The organism is Paraburkholderia kirstenboschensis, assembly GCF_032806925.1.
In the GTDB taxonomy this organism is placed as follows: Bacteria; Pseudomonadota; Gammaproteobacteria; order Burkholderiales; family Burkholderiaceae; genus Paraburkholderia; species Paraburkholderia kirstenboschensis.
In genome coordinates this window covers 2,665,106-2,678,972 of sequence record NZ_CP136513.1, presented here as the reverse complement: position 1 = coordinate 2,678,972, position 13,867 = coordinate 2,665,106, and the positions used below count along the sequence as shown (strand labels likewise).

Below are 13,867 nucleotides of genomic sequence, written 5' to 3'. Positions count from 1 at the left end.
GCGCGCTTACAAGCTGCGGGCGGCGCGCGGCCAGGTGTTACTCGTAGTCGGCAACCGGCACGCACGAGCAGAACAGATTGCGATCGCCATATACGTTGTCCGCGCGGCCGACCGGCGGCCAGTACTTCTTCGCGATCAGCGTGGGCAGCGGGTAGGCGGCCGTTTCGCGCGCATATGCATGCTTCCACTCGTCGGCGATGACGACTGCTACGGTGTGCGGAGCGTGCTTCAGCGGATTGTCTTCCCGGTCCGAGCGGCCCTCTTCCACAGCGCGAATTTCGTCACGGATCGCGATCATCGCTTCAATAAACCGGTCGAGTTCTTCCTTCGATTCCGATTCGGTCGGCTCGACCATCAGCGTGCCCGGCACCGGAAAGCTCATCGTCGGCGCATGGAAGCCATAGTCGGCGAGGCGCTTTGCAACGTCGTCCACAGTAATGCCGCTGGTTTCCTTGATCGGACGCAGATCGAGAATGCACTCATGTGCGACGAGTCCGCCCGGGCCCGAGTAGAGCACCGGATAGTGCGACGCGAGCTTCTTCGCGACGTAGTTCGCATTGAGGATCGCGGTCTCGGTCGCGGCGGTGAGATTTTTCGCACCCATCATCGCGATGTACATCCACGAGATCGGCAGGATCGAAGCAGAGCCATACGGTGCGCCCGACACTGCGCCGATGCCGTTGGGCGCGCGCTCGTAGCCCGACGAAATCTGGTTCGGCAGGAACGGCGCGAGATGCGCGCCGACCGCAACCGGACCGACGCCCGGTCCGCCGCCGCCGTGCGGAATGCAGAAGGTCTTGTGCAGATTCAGGTGCGAGACGTCGCCGCCGAACTGGCCCGGCGCGGTCAAGCCGACCATGGCGTTCATGTTTGCGCCGTCCACATACACCTGACCGCCGTGCGCATGAACGATGTCGCAAATTTCGCGGACGTTCTGCTCGAACACGCCATGCGTGGACGGATACGTGATCATGATCGCCGCGAGCTTGTCGGCGTGCTGGTCGGCCTTCTTCTTCAGGTCTTCGATGTCGACGTTGCCTTGCGCGTCGCACGCGACGACCACGACCTGCATGCCGGCCATTTGCGCCGACGCCGGGTTGGTGCCGTGCGCCGAAGCGGGAATCAGGCAGACGTTGCGATGCGCTTCGCCGCGCGACGCGTGATACGCGTGGATGATCAACAGGCCGGCGTATTCGCCTTGCGAGCCCGCGTTCGGTTGCAGTGAAACTGCTGCGTAGCCGGTTGCGGCGACCAGCATCGCTTCGAGCTGATCAATCATTTCGCGGTAGCCGACGGTTTGCTCAGCGGGCGCAAACGGATGAATCTGGCCGAACTCGGGCCACGTGACCGGCAGCATTTCCGACGTCGCGTTCAGCTTCATCGTGCACGAGCCGAGCGGGATCATCGAACGGTCGAGCGCGAGGTCCTTATCCGACAGGCTGCGCAGATAGCGCAGCATTTCCGTTTCCGAATGATGACGGTTGAATACGTGGTGCGTGAGATACGCGCTCGTGCGTTCGAGCGCGGCCGGCACCGAGGCCGTGTTGGACGCCGTGATCGCGGCGTCGAGCGTGTCGACTTGCGGCGCGTCTTTCGCGCCCGCGGCTTCGGCGAACACAGCCAGCAGATCGCTGAGATCGCGGCGCGATGTAGTTTCGTCGACCGACACGCCGACTTGCGTATCGCTCACGCGGCGCAGATTGATGCGCTTCGCTTTGGCCGCGTCGTGCAACGCTTGCGTGCGCGCGCCGGTATTGAACGTGAGCGTATCGAAGAACGTTTCGTTGACGAGCGAGTAGCCCAACTGCTTCGCGCCTTCCGCAAGCAACGCCGCGATACGGTTCACGCGCAGTGCGATTGTCTTCAGACCGCGCGGACCGTGATAGACCGCGTACATGCTGGCCATGATCGCGAGCAGTGCTTGGGCGGTACATACATTCGACGTCGCTTTCTCGCGGCGAATGTGCTGTTCGCGCGTTTGCAGCGCGAGGCGCAGCGCGGGATTGCCTTGCGCGTCGACGGTCACGCCGACGAGACGGCCCGGCATCTGGCGCTTGAATTCGTCGCGCACGGCGAGGTAGGCCGCATGCGGGCCGCCGAAGCCGACCGGCACGCCGAAGCGCTGCGTGTTGCCGACGGCCACGTCCGCGCCCCACTCGCCCGGCGGCGTAAGCACGGTCAGCGCGAGCAGGTCGGCGGCGACCACCACGTGGCCGCCCGCTGCGTGGACCGCCTCAGTCAGCGCGCGGTAGTCGCGCACGTCGCCGTTCACGCCCGGATATTGCAGCAGCACGCCGAATGCATTTGCGTTCGCGGCTTCGGCAGCCGGGCCCACTTTCACTTCGATGCCGACTGGCGTGGCTCGCGTCTTCACCACTTCGATGGTTTGCGGCAGCACGTCGTCGGCGACGAAGAATACATTCGACTTCGGCTTGCCCACGCGTTGCAGCAGCGTCATTGCTTCAGCTGCGGCGGTGGCTTCGTCGAGCAGCGACGCGTTCGAGATCGCGAGACCCGTCAGGTCGACGATCATTTGCTGGAAGTTCAGCAGCGCTTCGAGGCGGCCTTGCGAGATTTCCGGCTGATACGGCGTGTAGGCCGTGTACCACGCGGGATTCTCGAGCACGTTACGCAGGATCACCGTCGGCGTGTGGGCGTTGTAATAACCCTGGCCGATGTACGAGCGGAACACCTGGTTCTTGTCCGCGAGTTCGCGCAGCGCGGCGAGCGCTTCTGCTTCGCTCTTAGGCTGTGCGAAGGGCCCGAGCGGCAGCGCTTCCGTGCGGCGGATCGTCTTTGGAATGACGGCGTCGATCAGCGCGGCGCGCGACGTGAAGCCCAAGGCTTCGAGCATCGCTTTCTGGTCGGCCGCATCCGGGCCGATATGCCGTTCAGCGAAGGCGTCATGCACTTCGAGCGCGGCGAGCGAGAGAGGAGTGCGGTTCATCAGACGATCCGGGTGTTCGAGCTTCATGGTGTTCCTGGCGGTGCGGCTGTCCGTGCTGGACCGTCCAAGACCTGGCGCCAAGCGCCAGGTCTCCTGAAGGGTCATCCCCAAAGGGACTTTCTTCAGAGCGCGGTCCCGTGTGATTCACGAGGGACGCGCCGCACCTGTCGGGTTATAGATAAAAGTGAATCAGGCGCCGATCGACTTCGAGTACGCGTCCGCGTCGATCAAACGGTCCTGCGTCGCGTCCGAGGCCGGCTTGATCTTGAAGAGCCAGCTTTCATACGGGGCGCTGTTGACCGAATCGGGCGTGTCGGCCACGGCGGTGTTCGCTTCGATGATTTCGCCGGAAACCGGCGCGTAAATATCCGAAGCGGCTTTCACCGATTCGATCACGGCGACCGTATCGCCGGCCGTGACGGTCTTGCCCAGTTCCTGTACTTCGAAGAAGACGATGTCGCCGAGCGCTTCCTGCGCGTGGTCGGTGATGCCGACCGTCAGCGTGCCGTCCGCTTCGGTGCGGACCCACTCGTGCGATTCGGTGTATTTCAGATCGGCCGGGATGCTCATCGGATGCTCCTATGCGGTGTGATTCGATATGGACTAAAAACTGGAAAAGGACGCACGCGCCGGCTGCTTGCAGTGGTTCAATTCGCCGCGAGTACTTTGCCGTTACGCACGAACGGCAGTTTTACCACGCTTGCGGGCACCGATTTGTCACGAATTTGAACGTGAACGGTGTCGCCCGGCTGCACGCCTTTCGGCACCCGCGCGAAGGCGATGGATTCCTGCATGGTCGGGGAGAAGGTGCCACTGGTGATTTCGCCTTCGCCGTGCGGCGTGACGACTTTCTGATGCGCGCGCAGCACTCCTGCCGCCTTGCCGTTCTCCTTCAGCAGGATCAGACCGACGAACGCGGCGCGCGAGCCGTCCGCTTCCAGCCGGCTCTTGCCGACGAAATCGCGCGCGGAGGTGAGGTCGACGGTCCACGCGAGGCCGGCGTCGAGCGGCGAGATGTTGTCGTCCATATCCTGGCCGTACAGGTTCATGCCGGCTTCGAGACGCAGCGTGTCGCGCGCGCCGAGACCTGCCGGCCGCACGCCTTGTGCTTGCAACGCATTCCACAACGCGACGACGTGATCGGCCGGGACGATGATCTCGAAGCCGTCTTCGCCGGTATAGCCGGTGCGGGCGACGGTCAATTCGCCGAACGGCGTTGCTTCGACGCGCGCGGCGTTGAAGGGCTTGAGTGTTTCGGTTGCAGAGCGGATGGCCGGTACCGTTTGCCAGACCTTCTCACGCGCGTTCGGACCTTGCACGGCGACGATCGCGAGATCGCGGCGCGGCGTGATGGTCAGGCCGAAGCCGCCTTCGTTGAGTTGCTTGAACCACGCGATGTCTTTGTCGGCGGTGCCCGCGTTGACCACCACGCGGAAATGATCTTCCCCGAAGTAATAGACGATCAGGTCGTCGATCACGCCGCCGTCCGCGTTCAGCAGGCACGAGTACAGCGCGCGCCCAGGCGTTTGCAGCTTCGCGACGTTGTTGGCCAGCGCATATTCGAAGAAGGCGCGCACGCGCTCCCCGGTGAAGTCGATCACGCACATGTGCGAGACGTCGAACATGCCGGCGTCGGTACGCACGGCGCGATGTTCGTCGATCTGCGAGCCGTAGTTGACGGGCATGTCCCAGCCGCCGAAATCGACCATGCGGGCATTGAGCGCGCGATGGGTGGCGTTGAGCGGAGTGTGTTTGAGTTCGGTCATGGGGCCTCGGGCGTCTCGCGAAACAAAAAAGGCCATGCGGAGCCGCGCCTCGCGGCCTGCTGGCTGCGAGCGTGGATCTGCATGGCCCCTCTGTCCTCGATACCTGAGAGATTGCGCTGCCGTGGCGACGTTGATTTGTCACGGCGGAACGCGCGCCCCTTCGGTGGGCAGCTTGCCAGGATCTGCACGACATTGCGATGCAGACGGCTACTGCCGCTCTCCAGAGTGCGAAAAACGGCGCCTTGATGTTGCGTTGAGACGGGTTTTTCGACGCGTTCGGTCCTTTTGCCTGAGAGTTTGCGGGTGTGCCCCTTCGGCGGCGCGGCCTGCGAAATCAGCGGCCAGCGCGCTCTCCCGACGCGTGCGGCGAATGTACGCGAGGGCCGGAGGCTTGTCAAATGAACGGTTTATTCGCCGTTATTCACCCTTATCCGCCCTTATTCGCCGATCGCATGCGCCGCGCCGTCCAGTTCCTGGTTCAGCACGCGCTGTTCGTCGGCGGATAAGCCGCCGCCATGTTGCCCGGCCATCTCGTGCGCCTCGCGCCGGATCACATCGAGCCGATGATGCAACGCCTCCCCTTGCGGCGGCGGGTAATAGCCTTGGTTCACGCGATTGTCGATACGGCGGCTCAGATTTTCGATGCGGCCGTCGACTTGATGCAAGCGTTTATCGGCGATGTGTTGCGGGCTTGGGCGCGGCGCCGGTTCGGGCTGCGGTGCCACGACACAGGCGGCGAGCGAACTGAGTAATGCGCATGCGGCGAAGGCGCGGATGGGACGTGGCATGAACACTCCGTGAAGTCGTTGTGGTTTTGCTGTGCTACAGGCGTAGCAACGGATCACGGCAGACGAGCGCTGACCCGGACGGCCGGCTCATTTGTAACGTCATATTGCTTTCCGGTTTGTCAGTTTTGCCGGCGCGGCGTTCTGCGTCGCGCCGGCAACACCGCAAACCGGCAACGCCGTTCAGCGGATCCGCTGGAACGGCAGGCGCACGCCTTCGTCGGAACTGCGCGCCGCGAGCTCGATAATCGTCATCACGTCGACGGCATCTTGCGGGCTCACCGGGAACTTCACGCCGTGCTGGATCGCCTCGGCGAGCGCGATGTAGAAGCTCGCGTAATCGCCATTGCCCGTCGGCACTTCGCGCTCTACTTCGCGGTCGCCCTCCAGCACGCGCAACGTGCCTGCGGCATTGCCGGCCGCGAAGCCCTCGTCGCCCGGACGCAAGCCGGCTTTCAACTGGTCTTCCTGCGTGTCGAGCCCGTATTTCACGTAACTGCCGCGTGTGCCGTGAATGGCGAACCTCGGCGCGACGATCGCCGTCAGCGCGCTCGCGTGCAACACGATTTCGAATTCGCCGTAGCCCAACTGGATATGCACGTAGTCGGGCGCGCTCGCCTGATCGCGATGCGTGCGCACGGTTGCGGACACGGTCTGCGGCGCGCCGAACAAGGCCAGTGCCTGGTCGATCAGATGCGGTCCGAGATCGAACAGCAGGCCGCCGCCGCGCGACGCTTCCTCGCGCCAACGCTGACGTACTTCGGGTCGGAACCGGTCGAAATGCGATTCATAGTGCGTGATGCGCCCCAACTCACCGCTCGCGAGCAGATCGCGAACGGTCATGAAATCGCCGTCCCAGCGACGGTTATGAAACGGCACGAACAGCTTGCCCCGCGCGAGTGCGATGTTGGCGAGCGTGCGAGCGTCGGCGGCGCTAAGCGTGACCGGCTTGTCGACCACGACGTGCTTGCCTGCTTCGAGCGTACGGCGCGCGAGATCGAAGTGCGTGTCGTTCGGCGTGGCGATCACCACGCAGTCGATCTGCGCGAGCGCGAGCAACGCGTCGAGATCGGCCACCACTTTCGCGTGCGGATAGTCGGCGAGCGCGACCTCCGGTCTGCCGGTCGCGATGGCGGCGACGCTGGCGCGGCCGCAGTGCTCGATCACCGGCGCATGAAAGGTTGCGCCTGCGAATCCGTAACCCATCAACCCAATTTTCAGCGATGCGGACATGCGTGTCTTCCTGCAAAAACGGCGCGCCGCTTTGCCACCGCGGCGACGGCGCGCAACGCCGTCATTGTGGCATGGCCGGGACGGGGATTGCGACGGCACGCGAAGCGCCGAAGCACCGTCTTTTCTCGCGACGCGGTGGCCGCCGGTTCTATCCGCGGGATTCGTCGACTGAATCTATCCGCCGATTTCATCCGTGTTAACATCGCTCCTCTCGCGCGAACCGAGGCTCGCCGGGCGGGCTTCACAACGCGTGGCATGCATTCCCCGAGCGCACGCCGCGCGGCGTGGCGCCGGCTTCGCGACCGGCAATACTGCGCTGCGGCGCCTCGAGCGCCGCTTCCAAACGGCGAGTTTGAGAGCTCCATCTGAACAGCCGCTTTTCAACCCGCACTACCCCATCCACAGACGATGTCCGCAGGCCTGAATCCCGCTCAAAATGAAGCGGTCCGTTACCTCGACGGGCCGTGTCTCGTGCTCGCCGGCGCAGGAAGCGGCAAGACGCGCGTGATCACGCAGAAGATCGCGCACCTGATCGAGGCAAAGGGCTTCGAGCCGCGCCACATTGCGGCGGTCACGTTCACGAACAAAGCCGCGGCGGAAATGCGCGAGCGCGTGGGGAAACTGCTCGAAGGCAAGACGCTGACCACGCCCGGCAAGGAAGGCCGCAAAGTGCCCGTCAATCAGTTGACGGTGTGCACGTTTCACTCGCTCGGCGTGCAGATTCTGCGGCAGGAAGCGGAACACGTGGGCCTCAAGCCGCAATTCTCGATCATGGACTCCGACGACTGCTTCGGCATGATCCAGGAGCAGGTCGGCTCCACGGACAAGGGCTTTATCCGCAAGATCCAGTCGATCATTTCGCTGTGGAAGAACGGGCTCATCATGCCCGAACAGGCAATCGCGATTGCCGCGAATGAAGACGAGCACCAGGCGGCGATCGTCTATCGCAACTATGTGGCGACGCTGCATGCGTACCAGGCGGTCGATTTCGACGATCTGATCCGCCTGCCCGCCGAGCTCTTCGCGAGTAACGAGCAGGTGCGCGACCGCTGGCAAAACAAGCTGCGTTATCTGCTGATCGACGAGTATCAGGACACCAACGCCTGCCAGTATGAATTGCTCAAGCAACTGGCCGGCCCGCGCGCGGCATTCACGGCGGTCGGCGACGACGATCAGGCCATTTACGGCTGGCGCGGCGCGACGCTCGAGAACCTCGCGCAGCTCGGCAAGGATTTCCCGAAGCTGCATGTGATCAAGCTCGAGCAGAACTATCGTTCGACCGTGCGCATTCTCACGGCCGCAAACAACGTGATCGCGAACAACCCGAAGCTCTTCGAAAAGAAGCTTTGGTCCGAGCACGGCATGGGCGATTCGATCACCGTCACGCCATGCAACGACGAAGAGCACGAAGCCGAGTCGGTAGTGTTCCGTCTGTCCGCGCACAAGTTCGAGCGTCGCGCGAATTTTCGCGATTATGCAATTCTCTATCGCGGCAACTTCCAGGCACGCATCTTCGAGCAGGTGCTGCGCCGCGAGCGCATTCCGTATGTGCTGTCCGGCGGCCAGTCGTTCTTCGACAAAGCCGAGATCAAGGACATTTGCGCGTACCTGCGCCTGATCGCCAACGCAAACGACGACCCCGCGTTCATCCGCGCGATCACCACGCCGCGTCGCGGTGTCGGTAACACGACGCTCGAAGCACTCGGCTCATTCGCGGGTCAGGCGAAGGTGTCGCTGTTCGAGGCGGTGTATATGGGCGGCATCGAAGCGCGCTTGTCGCCGCGTCAGATCGAACCGATGCGCGTTTTCTGCGACTTCATGCAGCGCCTCACCGACCGCGCCGAAAAGGATGCGGCGGGCACGTTGCTCGACGAGTTGATGGACGCGATCCACTACGAAGCGTATCTCTACGACGCATTCGACGAACGTCAGGCGCAATCCAAGTGGCAAAACGTGCTGGAGTTCATCGAATGGTTGAAGCGCAAGGGCACGAAGGCTGAGCCGCAAGGCTCGAATGGATCCGCTGGCTCGGCCAACGACGAGGCAACCGGCTACGACACGGCGGACGGCTTTGGCGACACGGGCAAGAACCTGCTCGGCCTCATCCAGACGGTCGCGTTGATGTCGATGCTCGAAGGCCGCGAAGAAGATCCGGACGCGGTGCGGCTCTCGACCGTGCACGCGTCGAAGGGGCTCGAATATCCGCACGTGTTTCTGGTGGGCGTCGAAGAAGGAATCATGCCGCATAGAGGCGGCGCGGACGACGAGCCGATCGACGACGCGCGCATCGAGGAAGAGCGCCGTCTGATGTATGTCGCGATCACGCGCGCGCAGCGCAGCCTGCATCTGAACTGGTGCAAGAAGCGCAAGCGCGCACGCGAGACGGTGGTGTGCGAGCCGTCGCGGTTCATCCCCGAAATGCTGTTGGACGACGCGCCGCCGCCGACGCCCGAAGAGGCGCCGATGTCGCCGAAAGACCGGCTCGCGAGTCTCAAGGCGCTGCTGCAGAAGCCTTGAAAACCGCGGTCAGCGCGTGCGGGGGTAAGACCACGCTGACCTGAGGTGCTTCACCGGTTTTCGTGAACAGGCGCGCTACAGTGGCGCGGCTAGTTGGTCGCACGTTAGCGTGGCTTCATGCACCTTCGAGCACGCCAACTGGAGACCGCCCGCATGACCTCGCCGACGCTCGCGCCTTACACCCGCGCCCCCGAAGCCTACATCGACGCGAAAGACAACACGCGGGCGCAACGCATGCCGGATGCGTTTGCTTCCGACGCCGAGCTCACCATTTCTCTTGCGACGTCGACAATCGCCTTTCCCGCGCGCACGGTCGGCTTGGACGCGATCACGAAGACGCTCGTCACCGATTTTGGCGCGACGTACACGCGATGCCGCACGTATTACGTGTGCGACTCGCTGACGGTGCGCGACGGTGCGATCGATGCACTGCCGTGGCTCGTGCTGATGCGTGAACCCGCCGCCGGCGCGTTGCGCGTGGGCCACGGCGTGTATCGCTGGACTTTCGACGAGACGCCCGCTGTCAGCCGCTTTCATATCCACATCGCACGCATGGACGTCGTGCCGGATGCGAACGGCGCATTGCTGGACGCGTTGCAGGAAGACTTGAGTTATCCGTGGCTCCCGCCCGCCGAACTGCATGCGCGTTTCACCGAGCTTGCGCGCAGCACGCCGGCGCTCTCATTTGTCGACGCGTTCGCTCATCCCGTCGACGCGCAATAAAGCCGGCACTCGCCCGCGTGAATACGTCGAGCATGAAAAAAAATCCCTGCCCGCGTGGCTGCGGTGCAGGGATTCGGTTCTCGGCAAGCGGCGCGCAATTGTCTTTGCGCGCGATGAGTGTGCATTACTTCGCGGCACTGACCATGTAGTCGACGGCGGCTTTCACGTCGGCATCCGAGGCGTTCGAGCCGCCTTTGGGCGGCATGGCGCCCTTGCCGTGCAGCGCATAGTTGTAGACGGTGTCCATCGGCTCCTTCAGGCGCGCCGCCCAGGCTTCCTTGTCGCCGAACTTGGGTGCGTTGAGTACGCCGGCAGCGTGACATGCCTGGCAAACCTGCTGGTACAAGGCCTTGCCCGCTTGCGATGCATCCGCACTTTGCGCGGCGCCGGCTGCGGGCGCCGCGGCTTGCGGGACGCTCGCCATTGCCGCCACTGCGGCGGCGGCTTGTGCCGCGCCCGCGTCGGAAGCGCCGCCGGCTGCTGTTGCGCCGGAAGCACCGGAAGCGCCGGCCGCGCCGGAAGCGGCAGCAGCGCCCGATGCCGGTTGCGCAGGTTCAGCGAAGCTCGCGCCGGAATTGTTCGCCATGTAGGTCACCGCGCGAGCGATTTCGAAGTCGCTGTAATCGTCCGGGCTCGTGCCGCCGCGCGGCGGCATGGCGCCTTTGCCGGCGAGCGCCGCGTGCAGCAGCGTGTCGAAGCCTTGCGAGATGCGTGGCGCCCAGTCGGCAGTATTGGTGAACTTGGGTGCGCCTGCCGCCCCTGACGCGTGACAGGCGGAGCAGACCGCCTTGTAGACCTCTTCGCCGGTCTTGTAGACGCGTGGCGCGTTGGCGTCGCGAATGTCGACTTGAGCGAGAGGCTTGATGCGGGCGGTGACCTCGGCTTCGGAGAGACTGTCGGTGCCGGCGCCGGTGCGCGTCGAATTGTCGACGTAGTAGGCCAGCAGAACGATGATGACGATCGGTACAGCAAATCCGGCGATGACCGCGGCGATGAGCTGTCCTGGGGTTTTGATCGGGGCTCCGTGTGGTGCTTCGCTCATGCTTGTCTCGTCTCCGTGGGTATGTGAGCGGTACAGCGCGACGGCAACTTCTTGTTCTTGATCGGCCACGGACGATTATAGACGCAAGCTTTCGACGGCGGCGAGGGCCGCGGCGCGCTGTTCAGCAGGCGTTTACCCGCATCGCGCGAAGTGGTGCAAAGGTGGGCGAAAGCGCTGGAGAAGGGCTCGAAGGCCGTCCGGTGGACGGTATGGCGGAAACCGGGTATCCTTTCGGTCTTGCTTTGGCGCCGCATCCGCTCAGATTGCCGCGCTTTCGCTTCTTGTGTCAAAGCGCCCGTAGCTCAATGGATAGAGTACTGCCCTCCGAAGGCAGGGGTTGCTGGTTCGATCCCAGCCGGGCGCGCCAATCCTGACAAGGGTTTCAGCGGTTTTTCCTGCTTCAGCATTTCCCTCCAGTACAGTCAAAATACAGTTGGTACAGTCAGCGGGCGGCCGTCTGCAGGTCGACGACCTGTGTGTGCGGCCCAACCCAGCGTGCCAGGTGATCGGCCGACAGGTGCGCGTAGCGTTGCACCATCTCCAGCGTTTCCCATCCTCCCGGCTCCTTCAGGACCTGTAACGGCGTGCCGCGCTGCACATGCCAGCTTGCCTACGGGTGACGCCCTTGCGGAAGTGTGAGCGGTGCCGGTCGCTCGTCGGATCGTCGCGTGTCTCAAGTTCGAGGTCGCACGTGTAACCGCCGTTGCCGTCGATCTCGTGCCGCACCTTTTTCACAAGCCATGATTCGGCATCGATCTCAGCCTTGGAACCGTTCAGATAAACGGGCACTTCGGGATAAAGGTCGGGGCGGCCGAGCGCGAGGTTATAGGTCATCGTCGCCTGGCTTCGTTGCGTGCGGTTCCGCTCGACCGTTGCCGCCGCGCGTGCCTCGGCTTCGGTCGGGTAGGTCTCCGGCAACACCTTCGCATTGTGGTTATCTTCGCCGCTGATTTCGTCGACATCTTCTCTCATCGCGATCGCCCGAAGTCTGTACTATTCAATAGTACCAGGTATCGCTTCACTGCAAATGATTTTGTGACACAGTAAGATTAGGGGGCTGTGGTGAAATCCCGGCGAGGTCGTACAGCCTTTCAGGCAGACAGGGCTGCAGCGCGCGGAAGTGCGCGTGCTTTCAGGCGCCTTCGACCCTACCGCTCCCGCTTGCCGTGACTGTTTCCGTCGCAACAGTACTTGCCTTACGCTTGCGCGGCCTGCGTTTTGGCGACGCGGCCACAGCGTCGAGCGCACGCCGCGTCCTTGTCTTTGGCGGCGTCGCATCAGTGTTCGACGAGTCGACGCTCAGCGCAATGCGCTTGACCGCGTCGAGGACCATTGGAACCGAAATCTGCTGCGTCATGCACGCAAAAGAGCTGCCGGCTGGGCACCAGTCCGAAAACAGCTTTCCGACGCTCAACGATTGATTCTGCAAAGCCGCGTGGAAAGGGGCCATGATCTGCGGGTCCTGCATCTGACGGTAGCACGGATAGAAGCCGCAAGACGGTTTGACCTCTTCCGCGCGCCATCTCGCCTCGCCTCGGCGAAACGGCAGGCGACATGAACCCGCAACCGCGGAAAACAGTGCAACGATGCCAATGTCGCTCGCGGCGGCCAACTGAACAGGACCGCTATCGGCGGATACCAGCACATCCGACTGCCGCATCAATGCCACGGTCCCCTCTGCGCCCAGCACATTCAGCGCACTGAGCACACCTTCCACTGCCGTCATGGCACTCTGCTCACGAAGCTTGTCCCCGCTGCCTATCAGAATCACCTGCTGTCCCTGACCGATCAGAGCCGTGGCCAGTTCGGCCCAACGTTGTACGGGCCATGTCCGGTTGGGATCGCCTTGTCCAACATGGAGAAGCGTACGGACTTGCCCCGGCGCGCGTGCCGGCCACGATGCGATGAGCCGCTGCGCATCAGCCTCTCCCGAAGCCTCCAGCCTCAGCTCGATGTCCTTTAGTGCGGCGTCCGCCGAGACGCCGAAGGCCTGCAGATAGGCATCGATCTGATGCAAACGCGAGGTGCCGTAAGCGGTGGGATTCAGATCGATGTGCTTGACGTTCACGTATCGGCCATTCAGGGCCGAGACATTGTCAACGACCTCATCGACGTGCGGGCATGCTTCGGCAAGGCTGCGAAAAGACGGCGCGGTCACCATGACGATTGGACGGTCCGAAATGGCCTTCAGCGCTTTTGCGGCACCCAGCGCCATCAGCACATCGCCCATGCCGCCATGGCGTTCGATACATATCGCGTCGACCTTGCGAAGCGCATGCCCGGGCCTGAACGGCTTGCGTACGCGCAGTCCGATGTCGATCCATTCGACCACATTGTTAAAGGTGTCGATCGCGTGCATGAGGCCGGCTTCGTCAATCCGTCCTTCAGCGTGCTCCTTTTGCCAGTGAGCGCTCAGATGGTACTGAACGCGAGCCACCTCGAAGTCCACCTTGAGGTATTTCGCGAGAGGTGTGCCTGGCAGATTATGTTCCTGCCAAAGCTCCACGGTCGCGAGATCGAAGCACGAGAAAAGCTCGGGCAGAATCGGGCGAATATGCGTCGGGTCCGAGAGGAAATCTTGATGCCGAGGATGAGGAACCTGGATGTTCACGATCGCATCCGGCTTGCAGATGCGGTAGATTTCCTGAAATATCGCGAGGAAGGTGCTGCTGCTTTGACCGACATGTTCGAGGACGTGCTTCAGCAGGATCTCGTCGGCGCAGTTATCGTCGAGTTTCCACGGCGTTTCCTCGAGGTTCATCACCAGATCGGGATTTGCGTCGGGCCACTGATCGACGTTTAGCCAGCCCTGCATGTAATCGCTGCCGCAACCCAAATTGATCTTCATAAATAC

The 13,867-nt window shown here is 63.1% G+C and carries 9 protein-coding genes, 1 tRNA gene, 2 pseudogenes and 2 riboswitches; of the genes and pseudogenes, 3 read left to right on the top strand and 9 right to left on the bottom strand.

All coding sequences use genetic code 11. The annotated features are described in order from the left end of the window. Positions 1-37: 37 nt before the first annotated feature. The 5 genes from gcvP to RW095_RS34710 all read right to left on the bottom strand — a co-directional run bounded on the left by gcvP (position 38) and on the right by RW095_RS34710 (position 6,731). Complete coding sequence (gene gcvP, locus RW095_RS34730) at positions 38-2,974, bottom strand: aminomethyl-transferring glycine dehydrogenase (protein WP_317020318.1); 2,937 nt, start codon at positions 2,972-2,974, stop codon at positions 38-40. A gap of 162 nt (positions 2,975-3,136) precedes the next feature. Further along, the gene (gene gcvH, locus RW095_RS34725) at positions 3,137-3,517 is read right to left on the bottom strand and encodes a glycine cleavage system protein GcvH (protein WP_317020317.1); all 381 of its coding nucleotides are present in this window, start codon (positions 3,515-3,517) and stop codon (positions 3,137-3,139) included. 77 nt (positions 3,518-3,594) lie between these two features. After that, the gene (gene gcvT / locus RW095_RS34720; protein WP_317020316.1) at positions 3,595-4,713 is read right to left on the bottom strand and encodes a glycine cleavage system aminomethyltransferase GcvT; all 1,119 of its coding nucleotides are present in this window, start codon (positions 4,711-4,713) and stop codon (positions 3,595-3,597) included. Between the two features lie 80 nt (positions 4,714-4,793). Further along, positions 4,794-4,947: riboswitch (glycine riboswitch) on the bottom strand. A gap of 33 nt (positions 4,948-4,980) precedes the next feature. Next, a riboswitch (glycine riboswitch) is annotated at positions 4,981-5,079 on the bottom strand. A gap of 71 nt (positions 5,080-5,150) precedes the next feature. After that, positions 5,151-5,501 carry a hypothetical protein gene (locus RW095_RS34715; protein ID WP_317020315.1) on the bottom strand — a complete coding sequence of 117 codons (351 nt, stop codon included), beginning with the start codon at positions 5,499-5,501 and terminating at the stop codon, positions 5,151-5,153. Positions 5,502-5,681: 180 nt separating this feature from the next. Next, the gene (locus RW095_RS34710; RefSeq protein ID WP_317020314.1) at positions 5,682-6,731 is read right to left on the bottom strand and encodes an oxidoreductase; all 1,050 of its coding nucleotides are present in this window, start codon (positions 6,729-6,731) and stop codon (positions 5,682-5,684) included. Positions 6,732-7,139: 408 nt separating this feature from the next. Between RW095_RS34710 and RW095_RS34705 the strand changes: the two genes are divergently transcribed. After that, the gene (locus RW095_RS34705) at positions 7,140-9,248 is read left to right on the top strand and encodes a UvrD-helicase domain-containing protein (protein WP_317020313.1); all 2,109 of its coding nucleotides are present in this window, start codon (positions 7,140-7,142) and stop codon (positions 9,246-9,248) included. Between the two features lie 153 nt (positions 9,249-9,401). Beyond that, complete coding sequence (locus RW095_RS34700) at positions 9,402-9,971, top strand: hypothetical protein (protein ID WP_317020312.1); 570 nt, start codon at positions 9,402-9,404, stop codon at positions 9,969-9,971. A 124-nt stretch (positions 9,972-10,095) separates the two neighbouring features. Here the strand turns inward: RW095_RS34700 and RW095_RS34695 are convergent, their stop codons facing one another. Beyond that, entirely contained in the window at positions 10,096-11,013 is a 918-nt protein-coding gene (locus RW095_RS34695) for a c-type cytochrome (RefSeq protein ID WP_317020311.1), read from the bottom strand. 291 nt (positions 11,014-11,304) lie between these two features. Between RW095_RS34695 and RW095_RS34690 the strand changes: the two genes are divergently transcribed. After that, positions 11,305-11,380 (top strand) — tRNA-Arg (locus RW095_RS34690). 75 nt (positions 11,381-11,455) lie between these two features. On the opposite strand, the pseudogene RW095_RS34685 reads toward RW095_RS34690, so the two are convergent. The 3 genes and pseudogenes from RW095_RS34685 to RW095_RS34675 form a co-directional block, all read right to left on the bottom strand. After that, positions 11,456-11,623 (bottom strand): annotated as a pseudogene (locus RW095_RS34685) (tyrosine-type recombinase/integrase); the annotation flags it as partial. After that, positions 11,581-11,964, bottom strand: a pseudogene (locus RW095_RS34680) (hypothetical protein); the annotation flags it as partial. The pseudogenes RW095_RS34680 and RW095_RS34685, both read right to left, overlap by 43 nt. 181 nt (positions 11,965-12,145) lie before the next feature. Then, complete coding sequence (locus tag RW095_RS34675; RefSeq protein ID WP_317020310.1) at positions 12,146-13,861, bottom strand: glycosyltransferase family 9 protein; 1,716 nt, start codon at positions 13,859-13,861, stop codon at positions 12,146-12,148. Between the last annotated feature and the right edge of the window lie 6 nt (positions 13,862-13,867).

Bases quoted from the DNA above. Each gene is read 5' to 3' on its own strand.
- RW095_RS34695 (WP_317020311.1), bottom strand. From the start codon at position 11,013: ATGAGCGAAGCACCACACGGAGCCCCGATCAAAACCCCAGGACAGCTC.
- gcvT (WP_317020316.1), bottom strand. From the start codon at position 4,713: ATGACCGAACTCAAACACACTCCGCTCAACGCCACCCATCGCGCGCTC.
- RW095_RS34705 (WP_317020313.1), top strand. From the start codon at position 7,140: ATGTCCGCAGGCCTGAATCCCGCTCAAAATGAAGCGGTCCGTTACCTC.
- gcvP (WP_317020318.1), bottom strand. From the start codon at position 2,974: ATGAAGCTCGAACACCCGGATCGTCTGATGAACCGCACTCCTCTCTCG.
- gcvH (WP_317020317.1), bottom strand. From the start codon at position 3,517: ATGAGCATCCCGGCCGATCTGAAATACACCGAATCGCACGAGTGGGTC.
- RW095_RS34710 (WP_317020314.1), bottom strand. From the start codon at position 6,731: ATGTCCGCATCGCTGAAAATTGGGTTGATGGGTTACGGATTCGCAGGC.
- RW095_RS34700 (WP_317020312.1), top strand. From the start codon at position 9,402: ATGACCTCGCCGACGCTCGCGCCTTACACCCGCGCCCCCGAAGCCTAC.
- RW095_RS34715 (WP_317020315.1), bottom strand. From the start codon at position 5,501: ATGCCACGTCCCATCCGCGCCTTCGCCGCATGCGCATTACTCAGTTCG.
- RW095_RS34675 (WP_317020310.1), bottom strand. From the start codon at position 13,861: ATGAAGATCAATTTGGGTTGCGGCAGCGATTACATGCAGGGCTGGCTA.